13 protein-coding genes, 1 tRNA gene and 1 pseudogene are annotated in these 18,905 nt (G+C 49.0%); 5 read left to right on the forward strand and 10 right to left on the reverse strand.

Annotation, left to right across the window (positions count from 1 at the left end; translation table 11 throughout):
• Positions 1-247 precede the first annotated feature (247 nt).
• From S7335_RS29425 to S7335_RS05690, 4 genes are all read right to left on the reverse strand, one after another.
• A complete protein-coding gene (locus tag S7335_RS29425; RefSeq protein ID WP_006454836.1) occupies positions 248-2,134 on the reverse strand; it encodes a peptidoglycan DD-metalloendopeptidase family protein in 1,887 nt (628 codons plus the stop codon).
• A 797-nt stretch (positions 2,135-2,931) separates the two neighbouring features.
• A complete protein-coding gene (locus S7335_RS05680) occupies positions 2,932-3,417 on the reverse strand; it encodes a tRNA (cytidine(34)-2'-O)-methyltransferase (RefSeq protein WP_006454330.1) in 486 nt (161 codons plus the stop codon).
• Positions 3,418-3,444: 27 nt separating this feature from the next.
• The gene (gene gshA / locus S7335_RS05685; RefSeq protein ID WP_006455434.1) at positions 3,445-4,599 is read right to left on the reverse strand and encodes a glutamate--cysteine ligase; all 1,155 of its coding nucleotides are present in this window, start codon (positions 4,597-4,599) and stop codon (positions 3,445-3,447) included.
• Positions 4,600-5,137: 538 nt separating this feature from the next.
• Positions 5,138-5,220: transfer RNA gene (locus tag S7335_RS05690), tRNA-Leu, on the reverse strand.
• A gap of 175 nt (positions 5,221-5,395) precedes the next feature.
• On the opposite strand from S7335_RS05690, the pseudogene dnaK reads away from it, so the two are divergent.
• The 3 genes and pseudogenes from dnaK to S7335_RS05705 all read left to right on the forward strand — a co-directional run.
• Positions 5,396-7,537, forward strand: a pseudogene (gene dnaK, locus S7335_RS05695) (molecular chaperone DnaK); the annotation flags it as partial.
• A gap of 755 nt (positions 7,538-8,292) precedes the next feature.
• Positions 8,293-9,369 (forward strand): DnaJ C-terminal domain-containing protein, encoded by a 1,077-nt coding sequence (locus S7335_RS05700; protein ID WP_006453397.1) that lies wholly within the window; start codon positions 8,293-8,295, stop codon positions 9,367-9,369.
• A gap of 209 nt (positions 9,370-9,578) precedes the next feature.
• Positions 9,579-9,833, forward strand: a complete 255-nt coding sequence (locus S7335_RS05705) for a hypothetical protein (RefSeq protein ID WP_198011350.1) — start codon at positions 9,579-9,581, stop codon at positions 9,831-9,833.
• A gap of 102 nt (positions 9,834-9,935) precedes the next feature.
• On the opposite strand, the gene S7335_RS05710 is transcribed toward S7335_RS05705, so the two are convergent.
• Positions 9,936-10,520, reverse strand: coding sequence for a thioredoxin family protein (locus S7335_RS05710; RefSeq protein ID WP_006457455.1), 585 nt, complete (start codon positions 10,518-10,520; stop codon positions 9,936-9,938).
• A gap of 313 nt (positions 10,521-10,833) precedes the next feature.
• Between S7335_RS05710 and S7335_RS05715 the strand changes: the two genes are divergently transcribed.
• Together S7335_RS05715 and S7335_RS05720 are read left to right on the forward strand one after the other, a co-directional pair.
• Entirely contained in the window at positions 10,834-11,457 is a 624-nt protein-coding gene (locus tag S7335_RS05715; RefSeq protein ID WP_006455217.1) for a hypothetical protein, read from the forward strand.
• A gap of 302 nt (positions 11,458-11,759) precedes the next feature.
• Positions 11,760-12,548, forward strand: coding sequence for an ABC transporter permease (locus tag S7335_RS05720; protein WP_050765953.1), 789 nt, complete (start codon positions 11,760-11,762; stop codon positions 12,546-12,548).
• Positions 12,549-12,659: 111 nt separating this feature from the next.
• Here the strand turns inward: S7335_RS05720 and S7335_RS05725 are convergent, their stop codons facing one another.
• The 5 genes from S7335_RS05725 to S7335_RS05745 form a co-directional block, all read right to left on the reverse strand.
• Positions 12,660-13,010 carry a 4a-hydroxytetrahydrobiopterin dehydratase gene (locus S7335_RS05725; protein ID WP_038017197.1) on the reverse strand — a complete coding sequence of 117 codons (351 nt, stop codon included), beginning with the start codon at positions 13,008-13,010 and terminating at the stop codon, positions 12,660-12,662.
• A gap of 61 nt (positions 13,011-13,071) precedes the next feature.
• Positions 13,072-15,573 (reverse strand): cache domain-containing protein, encoded by a 2,502-nt coding sequence (locus tag S7335_RS05730; protein WP_006454092.1) that lies wholly within the window; start codon positions 15,571-15,573, stop codon positions 13,072-13,074.
• Positions 15,574-15,954: 381 nt separating this feature from the next.
• Positions 15,955-16,887, reverse strand: coding sequence for a GTPase Era (gene era / locus S7335_RS05735; RefSeq protein WP_038017200.1), 933 nt, complete (start codon positions 16,885-16,887; stop codon positions 15,955-15,957).
• A 366-nt stretch (positions 16,888-17,253) separates the two neighbouring features.
• Complete coding sequence (locus tag S7335_RS05740) at positions 17,254-17,688, reverse strand: secondary thiamine-phosphate synthase enzyme YjbQ (protein WP_006453983.1); 435 nt, start codon at positions 17,686-17,688, stop codon at positions 17,254-17,256.
• Between the two features lie 114 nt (positions 17,689-17,802).
• Positions 17,803-18,903, reverse strand: a complete 1,101-nt coding sequence (locus S7335_RS05745; protein WP_006457312.1) for a hypothetical protein — start codon at positions 18,901-18,903, stop codon at positions 17,803-17,805.
• Positions 18,904-18,905: the final 2 nt, after the last annotated feature.

Raw genomic sequence — 18,905 nt, forward strand, 5'->3', positions numbered from 1 at the left:
GAAGATGAATCCGCCCACCTGATCGACCTACTCAGCTCTATGGTGAAGGGGATTTCGACGACGAGGATTTCACCGTTAGCATGTATAGCAAAGTGGCAAAAGCTATGCATATTATTCGAAGAAAAAATGCACTAATTCTAAAACGGTGATCAGCCCACTGGCTAATCGCCGTTTGCTCAAACTAGCTGTGCAAGCCAGATTTTTTGACTAGACTAATCTGGCTCTCGTGCTTCCTAACGATTAGTTCCTAGCGATTAGGCAGATAGGCAATAGGGTTGACAGCACCTCTTCCGCTCACATGAACTTCAAAGTGAAGATGAGGCCCAGTACTATAGCCTGTGCTTCCCATCTCAGCGATCTTCTGTCCCTGCTTAACAGCCTGCCCAGTGCTAACATTCAAACGATTGTTGTGAGCATAGAGGGTGAGGCTACCGTCCGGATGGCGAATCTCTACTAGATTGCCGTAGCCACCAGAGTTCCAGCCTGCTTTTTCGACGATGCCGCTGCCCGCTGCCACAATAGGTGTGCCGACCGGTCCAGCGACATCTACGCCCCGGTGCATCCTGCCCCATCGCCAACCGTAGCCAGAGGTGAGCGTACCGCGAGCAGGCCAAATGTAACCATCGAAGTAGTTAGGTGCTTCAGGCAGAAACTCATCTGCCTCTGGTAAAAGCGGCATATCTGGTGAAACCACCTGTCCGGCCGGAGAACGCTGGGCAGGGACGTATGCCTCTGGACTTAGCGGCGCTGCTGCTAGCAGGGTGGAGTCAGCAGGCTCGGTGGCTGTAGGTGTAATCGCAATTTGCTCTGAAACCCGTTCTGCAACCCGCGGTGAGTTAGAAACGCTCGCTTCTACTTCAGTTATCTGTGCTTCGGATACCTGAACAGGCTGGCTTTGAATCTCTTGAACTTCCTCTAGAAGGCTTGCTACGTAAGGATCGATGCCACCTTGTGCAGCAGCTACTTGAGCGTCAGTTGCGATCACATTTTGTGAAGATGATGAATCCTTACTTTGAAGCTCTTCCTCAGTAACTGATGCATCCTGCCTAATAGCGGTGCTTTGCAAGTGGTCTAGGCGACTTTTTGCCGCTGTTTGCTCTAGCGTGCTGCCTGTCCGGATGTCTCTTCTGGCAACCTGCGGGCTGTTAGCAGTCGGTATCACCAGCGTAGCACCCGGCATGATAACGTCTGGGTTGGCTAAGTCGTTGGCTGAAATCAGCGCTGCAGTGGACATTCCTAGGGAAGAAGCAATACCCGCAAGCGTATCGCCTGCCTGAACCTGATAGCTGACGGAAGGTGGGGTTGGCGAAGTGAGTGTGGCAACAACAGGCGAGGACTCACTGGCCCCTGCGAAAGAAGCATCAGCAACTTCGATTTCTTCTATGCCTGCTGGGTCTGATGGTTCTATAGCCGCTGATGGCTGTGCTTCTCTTGCTTCCGCCCGGGCTGCAGCGGGTTCACCCCTCTCTTTAACGAAAAGCTCTGTTGGGGAATCAACCTGACCTCCAGCCTGAGTATTGGCTACTTTAAACGCAGCTTGCACTTGGTCGAGCTGAGGAACAGGTTGGAGGTCTGCCTGTGAATTTGCCGATAGCTCTTCAGCAGACTGACTCTGGTTAGAGATCTTAGCCTTTGCAATTGTTTCAGCGTTTTCTAAAGCAAGACTGTTAGCAGCCAGTTCTATTGGTTCAGGTTCTCTAGCAATTAGACTCTGGATGACTTTTTGGGTAGGTGATTGAGCCGCTACCGCCGCACCTGGCACCTTTAATACCTGTCCAACTCGAATAGATGGTTCTACCGACAGATTATTAGCCGTCTTCAGATCGTGCAAACCTACCCGGTGAAGCTGAGCAATCTGCCAGAGGCTTTGACCCGACTCGACAGTGTGATGGGCAACAATCCGTGATTGTGACGCGGATGCTGCTGGTTTAGAAAGTTGAACACTTGAAAAAGCTTTGGCTGTAGCAGGAGCCCTTGGAGTAGAGACAGCAGCCGATGCTTCAGATTGCGTGGTGAACACTCCAGATGCACCTACTGATAAAGCTAGACCTAGCACAGCAGCTGACTTGATTGAACGGCTGCTAGCTGCGCTTTGGCGCGTTTCCTGGATACATGAGTGACTTGAATCAGACATGGACCCCTGTGAAATGGCTTGTCTCAAGGATTGGACCTCCTAATAATTGTCGGTGGTTAGGCACCTATTAACTCGCTGCTGATTAACTAGTTGCTTGCTAAACACGTCTTGCTTGCTAAACACGTCTTGCTTGCTAAACACGTCTATGAAACCCCTAGCTGGGAATGAACGATCTTCTATAACAGTGAAATGCTGAATAAAGTTAGCACCGAAACCTTCAGGCAGTTGATTTTTCCATCTAGTTGATTTGTCCACCTGCTAGTCATGGGCTCGTGCAAGTCTACAAGTTATTTCTCTTGTCCGACTTAGGCAAGTTTACACGACTTAATGATTATTTCAATCTTCACTCGATAAACACATTCTTGATGCACACTTTAAGCGCGCCGTTAAACTTAGTGTCTGCGTTTATAACTACTCTACGTTCTCTTCTAATTAGATTATCCGTTGAAGAAGCCTTATCTTATAAGGGTTTGAGTGCCCTCTTAGGAGGCTAGCCGACTTGTTTGCACCTCCCAACTTTATGGATTTTGCAAATGTCGGCAGATCAGAAGAGTGCTTAACGAGTTTTGCCGCGGTAACGCCTGAATGCCGCACAGAGATTGTTCTTTGTGACATTTCCCTTAAAATCTGCAAAAAATAGCTTTGCATTAGTTACCGATCATAAGTTCGATATGATCAATTAAAAAAACTGATATAGATTGCACTAAGTTCCTCCCGATCTATTCCTCGCTAGGCAGACTGATTGCTTGTCTAGCAATTCGTGATAGTTCGACGCTAGTGATATCTGCTCCTACGTACTATGCTCTCTTATCAGACTGTTCGAGAGAATTATCGGTCTGCCTAATTGCTTCGAAGAGACCAACAGCGGCACAGACAGAGAGGTTGAGGCTGCGAACATGGCGGCGATCGCTCATCGGAATAGTGGTCACTACGTCGCATTGCTCCAACACTTCGGCTGAAAGTCCCTTGCTTTCACAGCCAAATAGCAACCAGTCGTCACGCCTATATGTCAGTTGAGTGTAGACCGCCGTTGCTTTAGCGCTGTAACCGATCAGCTTGCCGCCTTTGGCTTGTGCGTGCTGCCAAAAGTCTTCGATGGACTGATGTATGTGTAGATCAACATAAGGCCAATAGTCTAAACCTGCTCGTTTGAGATAGCGATCGCTCAGCTCGAATCCCAATGGCATAACCAGGTGCAGCGGCGTTTCAGTGGCGGCGCAGGTACGAGCAATGTTGCCAGTGTTTGGCGGAATCTCAGGATTGACGAGAACGATACTGGGCATAGCTTAAAGATGGTCAGTCGTAGATACTTAGGCGTAGGCAATAGTAGGCGTGCAGATGTCTTCGGCAAGCTGACTTTCTTGGATCTGCATTTGGGTGATTGCCCCTTGTATCACATCTGTGGGGCTGCTCGTCTCGGCCTGCTGTAACCACTGCTGAGCTTGGTTGCCGTTCCTTAGAATCTGCTTGATCGGGTTTAGAAAGCAAGCAATGCCAGAGTGCTTAGCAAACGGATAAACCTCTTCATAGAGCTGTGATATCCATGCGCGCGCAGTAACTGTTTTCCCGGTCTGCCAATGATACAGCTGAGCATCTAGACTTTGCTTGGCGACTGCTTTTTCATTGCTTAGTGTGATTTCTACGAGATCTTCAGCTCTAGTTTGGGCAGGAAGCGCACAGCTTTGTAAAGGATCAAGCGATGGCGTTTTTAGCATCTGGACTAACCTGGCCTCTAATAGCGCAGTTACTGCTAGCAGATGTAATGGATCAGTGACTAGATCGCAAATACGTAGCTCTAAGCGATTGAGATTGTACGGTCTGCGATCGCCGTTGGGCCGAACTGAGCTCCATAGGTGGCGAACACTTTGCATACCCCCTGTATCCATTTGCTCTTCTACCCAGCGAATATGGTGAAGATGACTTTCAAAGAGCGGTACGTAAGCAGGCGTTTGTGGGAATAGCTGCCAGCGGGTGGAATGAAAGCCAGTAATATTACCGTCAAAAAAAGGAGAGGACGCTGTCAGCGCCAGGTAAAGCGGCGCTTCCAAGCGAATGAGCCGACAGGCGCGTATCAGCTCTTCTAGATTGCTTATTCCAATATTGATATGAATGCTGGCAGTGACGACATCGGTGCCGTAAGTCTTTTCGATATAGGTGTGATAGGGATTTTTAGGATCGGAGCGGTGGAAAGTGTCAGCGCCACCTAGTGGCAGGGTGCTACCCGGGATAATGGTGTAGTCGCCCAGCGTCTTAAGATAGTCGCGCAGTTTGACCCTAGGCTTGATGAGTTCGCACAGAAGGTGTTCGTACCGACAAAAGGGCGCAGTGGTGTATTCAACATTGCGCGCATCTGGTTCACGAACAAACCCATCCAAAGCTGCGACGATCTTATCCGAAAAGCCAACGACCTCTCCGGCAGGCGTTCCGGTATACATCTCGACTTCAAAACCTTTGGATAGCAGCACGATGGTGTCCTAGATAAAATTAACGATCTGAAGTGACTTCGGGGTAACACGGGGTAACAATAGAGTGTAAAGAAAGGCTAGATTTGCGTCGAAAGTAACCACCAGAACCACAAATTTAGAAGATTCTCTCCTTATATATACGGGTGAATTTAAACTGTGTAAAAGACGACATTCAGAGAATGCTATTAATAGCACTGAAATTTAAAGCGCTGAAGTTCAGTCCTGCCACGCCGGAACTCTGACTGGGTTTCCCCCTTGGGGCTTGTTTCTTTCACAGTAGTCCTGTCTCTTCCACAGCAGTATAAAGTGCTAGGAATACTGTCTTACTCTGCCTACAGTTCAAACTCGACCATTCCATTTTGTAGGGTTGTGGTAGTTTCTCTCTCATACCAGAAGCACTTGGCCAAAAGCACTTGGCTAAAAGCACCTGGCCGAAAACATCTAACTCCCATACGCAAGATATCCAGAACGATAGCTACCGTTCTGGATATCTTGGAGAGTTTACCTACTCAGAGCCTGCTTAGGCGCTACTTTCAAGTGCGGATGAAAGGACTTGAACCTTCACGTCGCGAGGACACTAGAACCTAAATCTAGCGCGTCTACCAATTCCGCCACATCCGCGCCGGGCCATAATAATAGCAAGAAACGAGACCGCTCTACAACGAGAGTTGCCTGAGAGCGCTTATGATGAGAGGAATAAAGCCAAAGAAATGTCCAATGGCAACGGACAAATGATGTTTTGAGTGTCAGATTTGAGTGTCAGATCTTGGTAGTTGGATGAGGAGAAACGCTTCGGATGGGTAAGGTAGTTGGCATTGACCTCGGCACAACAAACTCTGTAGTGGCGGTAATGGAGGGTGGTAAACCCGTTGTAATTGCCAATGTAGAAGGCATGAGGACAACGCCGTCTGTGGTGGCCTTTAGCAAAGAAGGTGAGAAGCTAATTGGCCAGATGGCTCGCAGGCAAGCTGTGCTGAACCCCCAAAATACGTTTTATGCGGTGAAGCGGTTCGTCGGACGTAAGTATGACGAACTCTCTTCAGAGGCTAAGCGGCTGCCCTATGCCGTACGTCGAGGTGAATCTGGCAACGTGAAGCTGCGCTGCGATCGCCTGGATAGAGACTTTGCTCCCGAGGAAATCTCGGCGATGATTCTGCGAAAGTTGGCAGAAGAAGCCTCTCAGTACTTGGGTCAGTCAGTGACAGGCGCCGTCATCACAGTACCGGCCTATTTCAATGATGCGCAAAGGCAAGCGACTCGTGATGCTGGGCGTATCGCTGGCTTAGAAGTTAAAAGGATTATCAACGAGCCGACAGCAGCCTCTTTGGCCTACGGATTAGATCAGCAATACAACCAAACAATTCTAGTGTTTGACCTAGGCGGCGGTACGTTTGATGTGTCTATCCTAGACGTCGGCGACGGTGTCTTTGAGGTGCGCTCTACGAGCGGTGATACGCAGCTAGGGGGATTGAACTTCGATAAGGTGATTGTTGACTGGCTTGCTGAGGCGTTTCTAGAAAAAGAAGGTGTGGATCTGCGGCGCGATCGCCAGTCTCTTCAAAGGCTAAACGAAGCGGCTGAAAAAGCAAAAATAGAACTCTCTGGTGTTCCGGTAACAGCTATCAACCTGCCGTTTATTACTGCCACTAAGGATGGACCGAAGCATATTGAAACCAGGTTAGAGCGATCGCACTTTGAGTCTTTGTGTAGCGATCTAATCAGTCGTATGCGAGGTCCTTTGAAGCAGGCGCTAGCAGATGCAACCGTCACACCCACTCAGGTAGATGAAGTGGTTTTAGTCGGTGGCGCTAGCCGGATGCCGATGGTTCAAGATCTGGTTCGCTCGGTGATGAACCGGGAACCCAATCGCAACGTCAACCCGGATGAAGTGGTTGCCATTGGGGCGGCCATTCAAGCCGGCATTTTGACGCAGGAAGTCAAAGACATTTTGCTTTTAGATGTCACACCGCTATCTTTGGGTTTGGAGACTATCGGCGGCGTGACGAAGAAGTTAATTCCTCGCAATACGACGATTCCAGTGCGCCGTTCTGATACATTTTCTACCTCCGAAAACAACCAAACCGTTGTAGAAGTCCACATTCTACAAGGTGAGCGCGAGATGGTAGATGACAATAAATCGCTGGGCCGCTTCAAGCTGATGGGTATTCCACCTGCGCCTAGAGGTATTCCGCAGGTACAGGTATCATTCGACATCGATGCGAACGGCATCTTGCAGGTATCGGCGCTCGATAAGACCACGGGTAGGCAGCAAAGCATTACGGTGCAAGAAGCCTCAAATTTGTCTGAAGCTGAGATTCAAGACATGATCCGGGCGGCTGAGCAGAATGCCGCAACAGACAGGTTGCAGCGTGATCGCATTGAGAAACGCAACCGCGCTGAAGCGCTGACATTTAAGGCTGAAAGAGTGCTTCGAGAAGTCGCAATCGATTTTGGCATGCAGTTTGGACGCGATCGCCGCCGCCGCATAGAGAACCTAGTACAGCAGCTTAGAGCCGCCCTAGAGCAATCCGATGACCGCGGCATCGATATGTTTCAAGCTGATCTGCAAAATGAAGTCTACGAACTCAACCGAGAAGCCTACCTCTATGACCTAGAAGAAGATGGCGAAGGTATTCTAGGGGCAATCGGAAATACTTTGAAGCAGGCATTCTCTGGCGAAGATGACGACTACTATCGCACTGGTGACTATGGCTACGGTGCTGGTAGTGGTTATGAGACCGGTTATTCAGCCGGTGGCTACGCCGCCAACCCCTACGGACAGCAGGCTCAGTGGGATACCCCTAGCTGGAGTCAAGGTAGTGGTAGGGGCAACAGCTGGGATGATTGGGACGATGACTGGGAAAGTACTCGCCGTCCTCAATCTCCGCCCGCTACGAGATACAGCGATTCTAGGGGTGGCTATCAATCAGATAGCTACAACTCAGGTGGCTACAACTCAGGTGGCTACAAGGATAACTACAACCCGGATAACTACAAGCCAGATGGCTATAGCTCAGATAGCTACAAGCCGGATAGCTACACGCAAGAGCCACGCTATAGCCAAGACCCGTACGCTAAAGGAGATCGACCTTTAGAGCCTCGCGATCAGCGCAACGGCTACAGCCAGGACAATTACAGCAGAGAAAATGGCTACGGCCAATCGAGCAGCGGCAACCAGGACGCCTATGGAGGCCGTCCTAGCCAATACAGTCAAGATAGCTATTCGCAAGAGCGTTACAACCAGCCTGCTAGCCAGGATGTCTATGAGCAAAAGGGCTCTTGGCAAGAGGGTTATCAGCAAAGTGAGTATCGACAGGGCGATTCCCAGCAAGGCGATTATCAGCCAGGTAGTTCTGTAGGACCCTATGATCAGGGTGGCTACAGCCAGGATGATTATGGTCAACAGAACTATGGCCAACAGAATTACGGTCAGCAGAACTACGGTCAGCAGGACTACAGGCCGCGTCGTCAACAATCTGACTATGATGAGCAAGACTACGCTCGAAGTAGACAGCGATCACCTCAAGACAATCGTAGGCAGGAGCGTGAGACTGAAGACGACTGGTTCTAGGCCACTGTTGATTTGAGCCTTTGATTTGAGCCAGTTGATTTGAGCCAGTTAATTTGAGCTAGTCGATTTGTGCCCTTCACCCATATCGCGTAGGCTGCGCCAGTTGAGCTAAGCGTTCTTTCATGCAAAATTTTCGAGACTACTATCAAATTCTGGGGGTGGCCCCAGACGCTAGCGCTGAGGAAATCAAGCGCGCCTATCGGAGACTTGCCCGTCAATATCACCCTGACGTCAATCCTGGTGACAAAGCCGCTGAAGAAAAGTTCAAGCTGCTAGGCGAAGCCTACGGTGTGCTTTACGATGCAGATAAAAGACAGCAGTATGAGCAGTACAGTCAATATTGGAATAAAAAAGGTGCGAAGGGTTGGGGCAGCAAACGCAAACAGTCTAGTAAGAATGCTGACTACAGTGCCTTTGAGGATTTTGACAACTTTGTTGAACAGCTATTAAAACAGCACAAGGCAACCGATCAGTCGGCTTCGCGTTGGGCTGATGGCCCAGCAGTTTCAAAGACAGTTAATCAGGAAAATGTTGCTTCAAAAACGACTGATCGCGCTACAGGTGCAACTCGTTCTTCTAGGCAGAATCGGCCGCTAGACGGACAGCCAGCTAGGCCACCTAGAAAACAGCCAGATCTAGAGCGTCAGCGGCGTCCTACTTATCGCAGACAATCTACTCCTACTTCGAGACGGGATGCAGAGGCAGATCTAACGGTGCCTCTTGAGAAGGCATATGCAGGCGGACGTGAACGAGTGCGGTTAGAAGATGGGCGATCGCTCGAAGTGAGTATGCCACCAGGAATGGTGACTGGGCAGCGTATCCGGCTCAAAGGTCAGGGGATTGAGGGTGGCAATCTATATCTACGTATCGAAGTAGAGCCCCATAGCTATTTCACCTTGCAAGACGGTGATGTCTACTGTCGTTTGCCACTTACGCCAAGTGAAGCAGTGTTAGGAGGCACCATTGGAATGCCGACTTTGGGTGGAACCGTCAATATGATGATTCCGCCAGGTGTGCAGCCCAGACAACGGCTGCGACTTACTGGAAAAGGCTATCCCATTGGTCAAGGTCTCTATGGCGATCAAATTGTCGAAATTGACGTTGTGATGCCGACCGTGTTGGATGATGAAGAGAAAGCGCTTTATCAGGAGTTGAGAAACATTGAAAGACTAAATCCACGGGCGGGATTGCCCTTTTAAGCGGCCTATTCTCTTCGAGAGAGCTTGCTTCTCGACGGCTGATTGTCTTGCGAGGATATTGCCAAGAAAAGGTGTTTTCTTGCTTTGATAGTCAGATCACCTGCCAATCAGATTACTTGCCAGCCAGATTACTTGCCAGCCAGATTACCTGTTGTCACGCGGGGATTTCACGAATCCCTTTCAGCATAACTACTTTGGAAATGCCAGATGTGGTTAGAACGCCTTTACCCAAGCTACCTATAATGCAGACCATCACAATCAACCTACCCCAGTCACTTCGAGCTCAGCTGCAAACGTTTCGAAGTGACCAGAACATCGATCATCTCGAAGCTGCCGTTGTAAAAGCCTTAGAAAGTTATTTTCTGACTTGGGAACCAGCCAAAAAGATAGACCCGCTACCTGCAATGTACAACGCAGAAGACGGGCCTTGTGAAGTAATCGATTCGTTTCGAGAGGAGATCTAAAAGCTACATGTTCAGATCTGTTTTCTAGAGAGCTAGTTTGAGCTGTGAACCAAGGGACTATGCGTCAAAGAAATGTGCATCAAAGAAATTTGCACCAAAGAACTATGCGCCAAAATAGGCGGGTTCCTGACCAGGTGCCCACTTGATGTTGCAGCCAATACTCGGCTTTTGGGTTTCTGATATAGATTCGCCTGCGACAATTTTGTCTAGAGCCGCTCGCAGATCTTTACCATCGACAGGCAAGTCATTGCCAGGACGACTATCATCTAGCTGACCGCGATAGGCAAGCTTGAAGTCACTATCAAACAAGAAGAAGTCAGGTGTACAGGCAGCAGTGTAGCTCTTGGCGACCGCTTGAGTAGCATCGTAGGCATAGGGGAAGCTAAAACTAGCACGCTCTACCTGTTCGCGCATGTTCTCAGGACTGTCCTGAGGATGGGTTTCAATGCTGTTGGAACTAATCGCTAGAATGCCAATACCTTTATCTGCATAGTCTTGGCCAATCTTACCAAGCTGGTCTTCTACATGCTTGACAAAAGGACAATGCTGACAAATGAACATCAGTAGCAGACCTTTCTTGCCTTTGAAAGTGTCTAGGGAGATCGTCTTTTTAGAAATGACATCTTCTAGCTTAAAGCTAGGAGCAGGCGTGCCTAAAGGCAACATAGTGGATGCAGTTTTGACCATGGGTTTAGCCTCCTGCGCTCATACCCGCCATCACTATGACGGAGAGCAATAAGCCGGGACTAAGCAGAAGAATAAGCAAAAAGAAGTCGTGGAGTTCCATAAGCTCTTTAACGAGTGGGTTGGATTGCAACGTCTATATGATGACGAATCTGAGCTTAAATTATGGCGATTTTAGTAGCGCAAAGCTAACAACTTCTTGAAAATTGATGTACTAGGTTTTGGTTTTATGACGTATCCTGTCAGTGAATTTGTATAGATGGACGCAAATTTCATGGACGAGACGTCGATACGCGCTAGAGGATTGAGTCTAGCTATGAAAGGGGTGATCGGAGGGATAAGTGCGATCGCACTCTTGATACTATGTGCCTCCCCTGGACAAGCAGACCAGTCACGGCGGCGCTCGTTCATAGCGGTATCTGATCAGGTCAATCTCAATCAGGTCGACCACAAGCAGCTAGCCTCGAAAGAGGGCACTGCTGAAGATCTTCAACTATCTCCTGCCTCCGGCCTGCAGGGCGGTGACTTGTCCGAGTTACCTGTGTTAGAGCCGTCTGTTCCACTTGACCAACCGGTGAGTGTTCCACCGATTGCGCCGCTCGAGACATCCGCTTCCCCAACGACGACTCAAACGACTGAACCGGACGAAAGTGTCGCTGAAGTGCCAAATGAGCCTGAAATTCCTTTAGAGCCACCTTTCATTGGTGATTTGACTCAGACAGCAGCCACAGAAACGATATCAGCTGAAACGTTAGCTGATAGTGGTCCACCCCCAACTTCATCAGTGGCTGTAGATCCAGCGGCTGCAGACTCGGCCGTTGTAGATGCGAGGCCAGTCGTTACAAGCTCAACCACCGCTGCTATTCCAATTGTCCGTCCTGCTAATGTCAGTCGGTGGCCTGATCCAATTCCTTTTGGTCAACCGCTGCCAGATAACTAACCTAGCAATAGACGCACGGATCGCGGCACAATAGAAGCGAGCATATAAGCTTTGGGTAGCTTTAGAAGCTCTAGCTAGTAATACCTTTGCTCTATCCTTATCTTAATCTAGCTTTGTCTTGATCTGGCTTTGTCTTGATCTGGCCTTGTCTTATCTAGCCTTGACTTGAGAAGACAAAGCGGTTGGTAAATAGATAAACGATTCGACACTAGCTATATCTATATAGTCTTTGGCCTTGACAGACCAAACTTTCTGCTGTGAAAACTGCCTCTAAATTACCGACAACGCTCGTTAAAGCTGCAATTAGTCCTGTTTGGAGGACGCTGCTTGCTGATTCGCTAACCGTATTCTGGGGAGATTGGTTGGATCTAAGAGTGAGAATTCCTCAGGTTGCGGCGTCTGGATTGGTTTCACCGTTGATCTATATTCTGGCGTTTGGTCTAGGATTGGGCAGCTCTTTAGACAGGGTTAGTACGCCGACAGCAGGAGAGAACTATTTGGAGTTCATTTTGCCAGGAATGGTAGCGCTCTCTTCAATGGTGATCAGCTTTGGTGGAACAACATTCTCTATTTGTGGCGAGCGCCTATTTACCAAAACGTTTGAAGAGATGCTGCTGTATCCAATTCATCCTCTGTCGCTGCATCTCGGCAAGATGCTAGCAGGAATTGTACGGGGCTTAATGACGGCTTCAACAGTGATCTTGATAGCTGTTCTCTTTACAGGCAAAGTGTGGAGCTTTCTAAATCCACTCTTTTTTCTATTGGTCGTCTTGAACTGTGCGGTGTTTGCCGGGCTAGGTGTCATTGTGGGCCTAAACGTGAAGTCGCTAGAGAGCGTAGGCTTGTTCAATAACTTCTTGATCGTACCGATGTCATTTTTGGGTGGTACGTTTTTTGATCCGACAACGCTGCCTGTAGCGCTTAAGCCGATTGTGTATGCGCTGCCGCTAACGTATACGACAATTGGACTGCGGGCGATCGCATACAAGCCGCTAGCCGATTTCCCATGGTATAGCCTGCCGATTCTGCTAGGATTCGCCATCCTACTTTCATTCTTCGGCGCTCGTCAATTTGCCAATCAACAGGACTAGTGTCCCAATCTGCTCAGTCATCAGCATCATCTTGTGGTGACTGACTAATACATTGGCCTAACACATTGGCAACGCAGTGCATAGAGGATGGGGCGAGGTGAACTCGCATCTTCAGGCTTCTGTTTCATAAGCTACGTCTGTCTTAGCCGCCATAATAAAGTCATTTTGATGCAGCCCATTAATCGTATGGGTCCACCAGAATACGCTCACCCTCCCCCATTCAGTAATCAGCATGGGATGATGGCCTGCTTGCTCAGCCGCCTCACCTACTTTTTGGGTGAAGGCTAGAGCACGCTTAAAATTAGAAAATTTGTAGGATCGAGATAGCTTGGGTATGCTGTCTTTATCGACGATCTGCCAATTGGCAATCAAAGTCCTCATCTCCTCAATTTCCTCCGGCGACAGTGGTGGATCGCTGCCTTTGCAAGGAACGCAAGTCTGGCTACTCAGTGTCGTTGTCATGGCCTTCATCAAATCTATGGCGTGTAAATCTATGACATACAAATCTTTGGCATAGAGATAGCTACTTGTCTATTGATTCGCTTCTTGCTTCACGCTGAGGTAGGAGCGCTAAAGGAACTTCAGTCCTAATTTGACTAATTTGGCTAGTTTCCACTAAGGCAGTGTCAACGTGCTGGTAGGTCGTCGTGATCAGCGACGCTAGTTTTTCTAAACGCCTATGCAACATTCTAAGCTGTCGATCTAGGTGCTGAGCTTGCTTATCTGAAGGGCTACTTGAGTGTGAGTGACGCATAGCCTCAACATTTGACGGTGAGTTTTGCCGCAACTGAGAAGCTGTTAGTGAGTCGGCAAAACTGTCTAGCGTTGTGGCGACTTGTTCGACAGCGTCCATTCCTGATTGTAGATCTGCTGATAGTTTTTCTACTTGAGCGACGTTCTGCTGTTGCTGACTATAGGTTTCTTCTAGCTGGTTTGATAAAGTCTCTAAGTCGATGCTTTGACTTCGAAATTGCGACAGAATGTCCTCGAAGATTTCTGAATTCTTCTGTCTAGATGCTGAGATAGATAGCGTAGAGGCATTCGCAATCAAAACTTGCGCGGTGGTATTCAGTCGTTGATATTGTTTGCTCTTGCGACTGATGTTCTCAGTGGCGGTGAAGAGCGATCGCAAGTCCTGACTCAACTGCTGTGTAGTCTGATGAAAAGCCGTGATTGCAGGAATGACTAGATCTATATTCTTCGAAGACGTTGATAACTGTGAGTTGGCAACGGCTAGGCTTTGGCCAGATTCAGCGGGCGTCAGTTCATGCAATAAGGTTTCATGTGCTTTGGCCCATTGCTGAAGCTGCCCGACCACTTCTGCCTGACTCGAAACATCTCGCTTCGCAACACGCATTTCCTGCTCGACCGCGATTACATGATCGTACGTTTCCCCAAAGGCAGACAGCAGACGAGAGAACCGATCAAGCGCGGAAAGGATTTGCAAGAAAGTATGCTCTAGGCGATCGCTGATCTGACTTAGTTCAGAGCGTTCAGCCGCAGGCAGCAGATCCCCTCTATGGTCTTCGATCACATTAATTAGCCAGCCGTCTGAGGCCAGCATCGAGACGATTTCGTAGAGCCAAGCTAGCTCCTGCTGTAGTGAAGTAGCAGGAGAATTCGATGAACTAGCTAACGCGGCTTGCATATCATCGACTAGCGGCAGGATATCTATTGACTTACGACCAAGGGGGCGCTGACGCTGCGAATCAGCAGCGGCTCTTTTGATCTGACTAAGCTGGGCTTCGACTTCTGCGGTCCTGGCTGCTTCTAGCTCTACCCGCGTCCGGCTTAATTTTAGCTGTTCTATTAAGTTGAAAAAAGAGATAGATAGCTGTGTCAGCTCATCTTTCCCTGCCAGCTTCTCAGTGACGGTCTCACCTGCTGTGTAAAGCCGCTGACATTCATCAATTACCGGCCGCAGGCGACGGTTAAGATAGCGCACTGCTAGCACCGTTATGCCTGACATTAAGAGCCCAGCCAAGAGCATTGCACCGAGCGCAATCGCCGCAATCCGACCAAACACTACGTGATAGGGTACGTAGGCCAAAACGACCCATGACTGTTCTGGAATTTGTAAATAGGACCAGTAGCCACCTCTACCCTCTATCAACCCACTGCTGCTTTCCCTCCTGATCTGTGGCCAAACTTCAGTCAGCCCTGAGACATCAGCATAGGTTTGATCAATCACCTGCTCTGGGGCCGACGGATTGGCGACGACACGTCCATCTTCTGATAGCAAGAACAGCTTTCCACCTTGTCTGAAAACAGGCTCATTCAAGACCGTTTGCAGGTAGGCTTCATCGATATCCACTACCGCTGTTCCTAACCATTCGCCCTGGTTGTCGAAAATTTGCGAGTAGTAGGTTAGCAGCATCCCGCGATCGCTCTGGTAAGGCGCTGTCCATAGACTCTTTTGAGGCAAAAAGTAGTTGCGATAAGCCTCGGTGTTTGGATAAAAGTAGGGCTGCTCGGCGCGATCTGTATAGCGGAGCGTGCTAGCTTGCGCTGTCGTCTGCTCGACAGAGGTAGGGGGAGCCTCACCCTCTTCACCTGAAGAACTGACTTCGTTAACCCCAGAGTCGATTTGGTAGTAGGGATAGAACCACTCTTTGCTAGGCAGAATGCCACCTTCTTTCTGTCCAAATCCCATTCCCAGAACGTAGCTTGGCTGGCTCTCAAATAGCTGTCGCACCAGCTCTTGATAGGTCTCAGGAGTCTCGGCCCTACGCACATGTAGAGTAGAAACGCTCACACCTAGACTGTAGGCTAGATTCTCAGCGCGATCAGTAATCTCATGAACTGTGCCGACCTTGCCTTCTAGCACCTTCTGAATTTGCTCTTCCGCTTGGAACTTCACCGTTTCAGCAAACAGGAAAGCCACGCTAGCAATACTTAATACAGCGCCCCCCATGATCATGGAAAACAGCCGAATACCGAAAGAATTACGGCGAAGCTGCTGTTTGAGTTTTGCTGATGTCTTTAAAGTTGAGGCCTCCGGAGTAGAGCGCGCAGTTTGCTGCATAGCTATCTCAAACGAATGAACTTACTGATTGATAGAAAGACTAAGGAAGATGTCCTAAGTATCTATAAGGAAAAGCGATTTCATAGTATCATCGGCTACTCAGTGAAGCGTCCCCTTTGTGCAAAGAGTCTGTGTTGATTTCAGTATCTATCGATAAAAGCATTTATCGCAAGACAGATTAGTTTGCCTGCTTAGACCCGTAGCTATAGACCCGTAGCTATACGTTTTCTAGAGGGTAAAGCCAACTGAAGCTGCCTTAGAATTTGAAGAGAAAGTGTACCTAGCAAGGTGAAAATGCAGGCATCTTTGCTCTGCGGGCTGGCTGTTGTTTTCTAGGTTTTATATAGGTCTTGACCGACGTGGCTATAGCGTTCCTCACTTCTACTTTTCGACTTTATAGCCAAACTCTGACAAGCGAGTGCGCGACTGCCGCCAGCGTTCTTGTACCCGCACGAATATTTCTAGATAGACTTTTCCTGCAACCAGCTTTTGCATTTGCTCGCGAGCAGCAGTACTGATTGCTTTCATCATCAAGCCACCTTTGCCGATTAAGATGCCTTTTTGCGATTTGCGTTCAACGTTGACCGTGGCGAGAATGCGGGTAATGTTTTTATCTTCTTCCACCTTTTCGATGGCGATCGCTACGCTATGTGGCACTTCTTCTCTCGTATGCAGTAATATCTGCTCGCGAATCAGCTCACCCATAATGAATCGCTCTGGCTGATCCGTTACTAGGTCCGGCGGATAGTAGTACGGCCCGGGTTCTAATTTTGCCACTAACTCCGTCTGCAGATTTTCTATGCCTTCGCCAGTTAGCGCTGAAAACTTCACCACAGACCAGCCGTGCTCAGCGGCCAAAGCCTCATAGCTATGCTTGATCTCAGCCGCTTTTCGTCCACTTTCAGGCAGTTGGTCAACTTTGTTAATCCCTAGAACAACCGGCCCTTTGGTTTGGGCTATCAGATTAGAAACAAAGAGGTCGCCTTTACCCGCCGCTGAGGTGGCTTCAACAACAAAAAGGACAACGTCTACCGAACCAATTGCTACCCGCGCATTTTGTACCAGCACTTTACCCAGTTCGTGATGTGGCTTATGAATACCGGGGGTGTCTACAAAAATGATTTGGGCTTGAGGGGTGGTCAAGATTCCTTGAAGTCGGTTGCGAGTTGTCTGGGCGACCGGCGAGGTGATTGCAATTTTTTGACCAACCAGATAGTTCATTAAGGTTGATTTGCCCACGTTGGGGCGACCAACGATGCTAACAAAACCCGATCGAAACTCAGGTGCGGCAGTGGGAATCAAACCGCCACTGATATTGGGCTTGCTTTTGACCGGAATGTTTTGATCGGCAGGATTGGTCAGCGGCAAAACCTCATAGTTTGTCTTCGCGATCGCTGCTTCTGAGTTCGCTGTGCTGGAATCGACAATTTTTCCGTCTTTTAAGATCGGTCCTTTTCTAGTCTTCTTGTGCGCAGAAGACGCCGCTTGAGTCCGATCGGCTTTTAGTTTTGGTGCAGGTGTTGCCTTTCTAGCTTTGTTGAACTTGCGATCGCCTAGCTTTCCCTCACCTGGCTTCCTATCGCTGTTATAGCTGCTCTTTTTAGACTTCTTTTGACCTGTAGCGCTTTTGGATGTCTTTTTAGAGACATTATCCCAAGGATTGTTCTGATCGCTCATTCGTTAATTGCCGGTGATGTGAATGACGATCTCTCTAGTGTGCGAGTAGTCACGATGTTCCCATACGTAGATGCCTTGCCAGGTGCCTAGAGCCAAGCGTCCGTTCATAATTGGAATTTGCTCAGAGGTATGGGTCAGCGCTGTACGGATATGAGCAGGCATATCGTCTGGTCCTTCATCGTTATGACGGTAGTAGCTTCCCTCGGGTACTAGCTCCGATAGAAAAGTTTCCATATCCAGTAAAACGTCTGGATCGGCGTTCTCTTGAATCACTAAGCTGGCGGACGTGTGACGCAAAAATATAGAGCATAGTCCGGTTTTAACACCGGATGCGGCAACGACTTCTTGAACTTTTCGAGTGAAGCGGCCAAGTGACTTCGGCTGGGTTTTAAGACGAATGACGTGCTGGTAGTGGGTAGTTTCTAAGGTGGTCACCATAAGACTTTTAAAGTGGGCCTTTGGAGGCTGACTGATGTTTCGTCAGTTTATCGCACTGTTTCATGAGTTGATCCTCATGAGTTGATCTTCACGAGTTGATCTTTGTTAGCTGTTTTAGTTGAGTCTGCTGAAGTGTTCGATAACAGCAGTAGCGATCACTTCTTTTCCCCTTTTATTCAACTTGCTCTCTGTGCGCGGTGATAATAGATCACTAGTGATACAAGACCAATCACCTTCGAGAAAGCTTTTTGCGCCCACGATTCGGTGATACGCGTGATCTTGAATGCCCTTTAAAAGATAATGAGCTTCAGAAAAATCGTCGCGAGTGATGGTAATAATGCCTTTGTCTAGCAGGCAGGCTTCGGAAAAAGTGCTGTAGCCCGGTTTGGAGAAAACGCGCTCACATACCACCATCCAATCCACGGGTCGCATCTTGTGATCGTTCACCCGATACAGATTTGGCAGGTTCGCGCCAGCCCGGTCAAACGTAATAAACTGCCAGTCTGGAAACTCGGTGAGCGCCTCGTAGGGTGTCTGCGCAACGCCCATGCCGCCAAAGGTAATCAGTACGGTTCGCTCTGGAGGCACGTCACTTTGCATCAGTCTTCGTAAATGCGCTTCGCTGTAGGCAGGGGTTCCTCCAGTTAATCCTACGTCCGTTTGATTGGGTAGCGCAGACATTGGTTCGTGGAAAGGTAGGCGATAGGTCTGGGTGGCGTGTGAGAAGCAGTCTGCGATCCAGTCGGTGATCGCCCTAAACCCTTCATACTCTTCCATCCAATCTCGATAGATAAAATCCCAGCCAAAATTACTCACCATCCAGCAAGGAACATCCGCCACCGCCGAGATCTTGGCTATCAGCGGCGGAATATCTGCCAACACCAAATCCACCTGCTGTGCTTTCAAGTAAGCTGACTCTTCAGCAATCAATCGATCCTCACTTACCCGAATTTCCTGCACCGCCTTCAAAGTCGCCGACTTGTCCATATTCAGGCTATCGGTCTGCAACACGCCTACATCGAATGCCACCGTCCGGTGCTCATAAGGTTCTGTTAGGTAGGTATCTAGCAGCCACTTCGGCGCTTTCGTTGCCATGATCAGTCGCAGTGGAATGTCGGCGGCTTTGCAGCATTGGCTAATTTCAGCAGCGAGTGCGGCTGAGCGGGTCGCATGACCAAACCCGTGATTCGTCACCGCAAAGTAGAGAGTAGGCATGA

The sequence above is a fragment of the Synechococcus sp. PCC 7335 genome (assembly GCF_000155595.1).
Taxonomy (GTDB): domain Bacteria; phylum Cyanobacteriota; class Cyanobacteriia; order Phormidesmidales; family Phormidesmidaceae; genus Phormidesmis.

Bases quoted from the DNA above. Each gene is read 5' to 3' on its own strand.
- S7335_RS05710 (WP_006457455.1), bottom strand. From the start codon at position 10,520: ATGGTCAAAACTGCATCCACTATGTTGCCTTTAGGCACGCCTGCTCCT.
- S7335_RS05745 (WP_006457312.1), bottom strand. From the start codon at position 18,903: ATGCCTACTCTCTACTTTGCGGTGACGAATCACGGGTTTGGTCATGCG.
- S7335_RS05740 (WP_006453983.1), bottom strand. From the start codon at position 17,688: ATGGTGACCACCTTAGAAACTACCCACTACCAGCACGTCATTCGTCTT.
- S7335_RS05730 (WP_006454092.1), bottom strand. From the start codon at position 15,573: ATGCAGCAAACTGCGCGCTCTACTCCGGAGGCCTCAACTTTAAAGACA.
- S7335_RS05725 (WP_038017197.1), bottom strand. From the start codon at position 13,010: ATGACAACGACACTGAGTAGCCAGACTTGCGTTCCTTGCAAAGGCAGC.
- S7335_RS05715 (WP_006455217.1), top strand. From the start codon at position 10,834: ATGAAAGGGGTGATCGGAGGGATAAGTGCGATCGCACTCTTGATACTA.
- S7335_RS05680 (WP_006454330.1), bottom strand. From the start codon at position 3,417: ATGCCCAGTATCGTTCTCGTCAATCCTGAGATTCCGCCAAACACTGGC.
- S7335_RS29425 (WP_006454836.1), bottom strand. From the start codon at position 2,134: ATGTCTGATTCAAGTCACTCATGTATCCAGGAAACGCGCCAAAGCGCA.
- S7335_RS05700 (WP_006453397.1), top strand. From the start codon at position 8,293: ATGCAAAATTTTCGAGACTACTATCAAATTCTGGGGGTGGCCCCAGAC.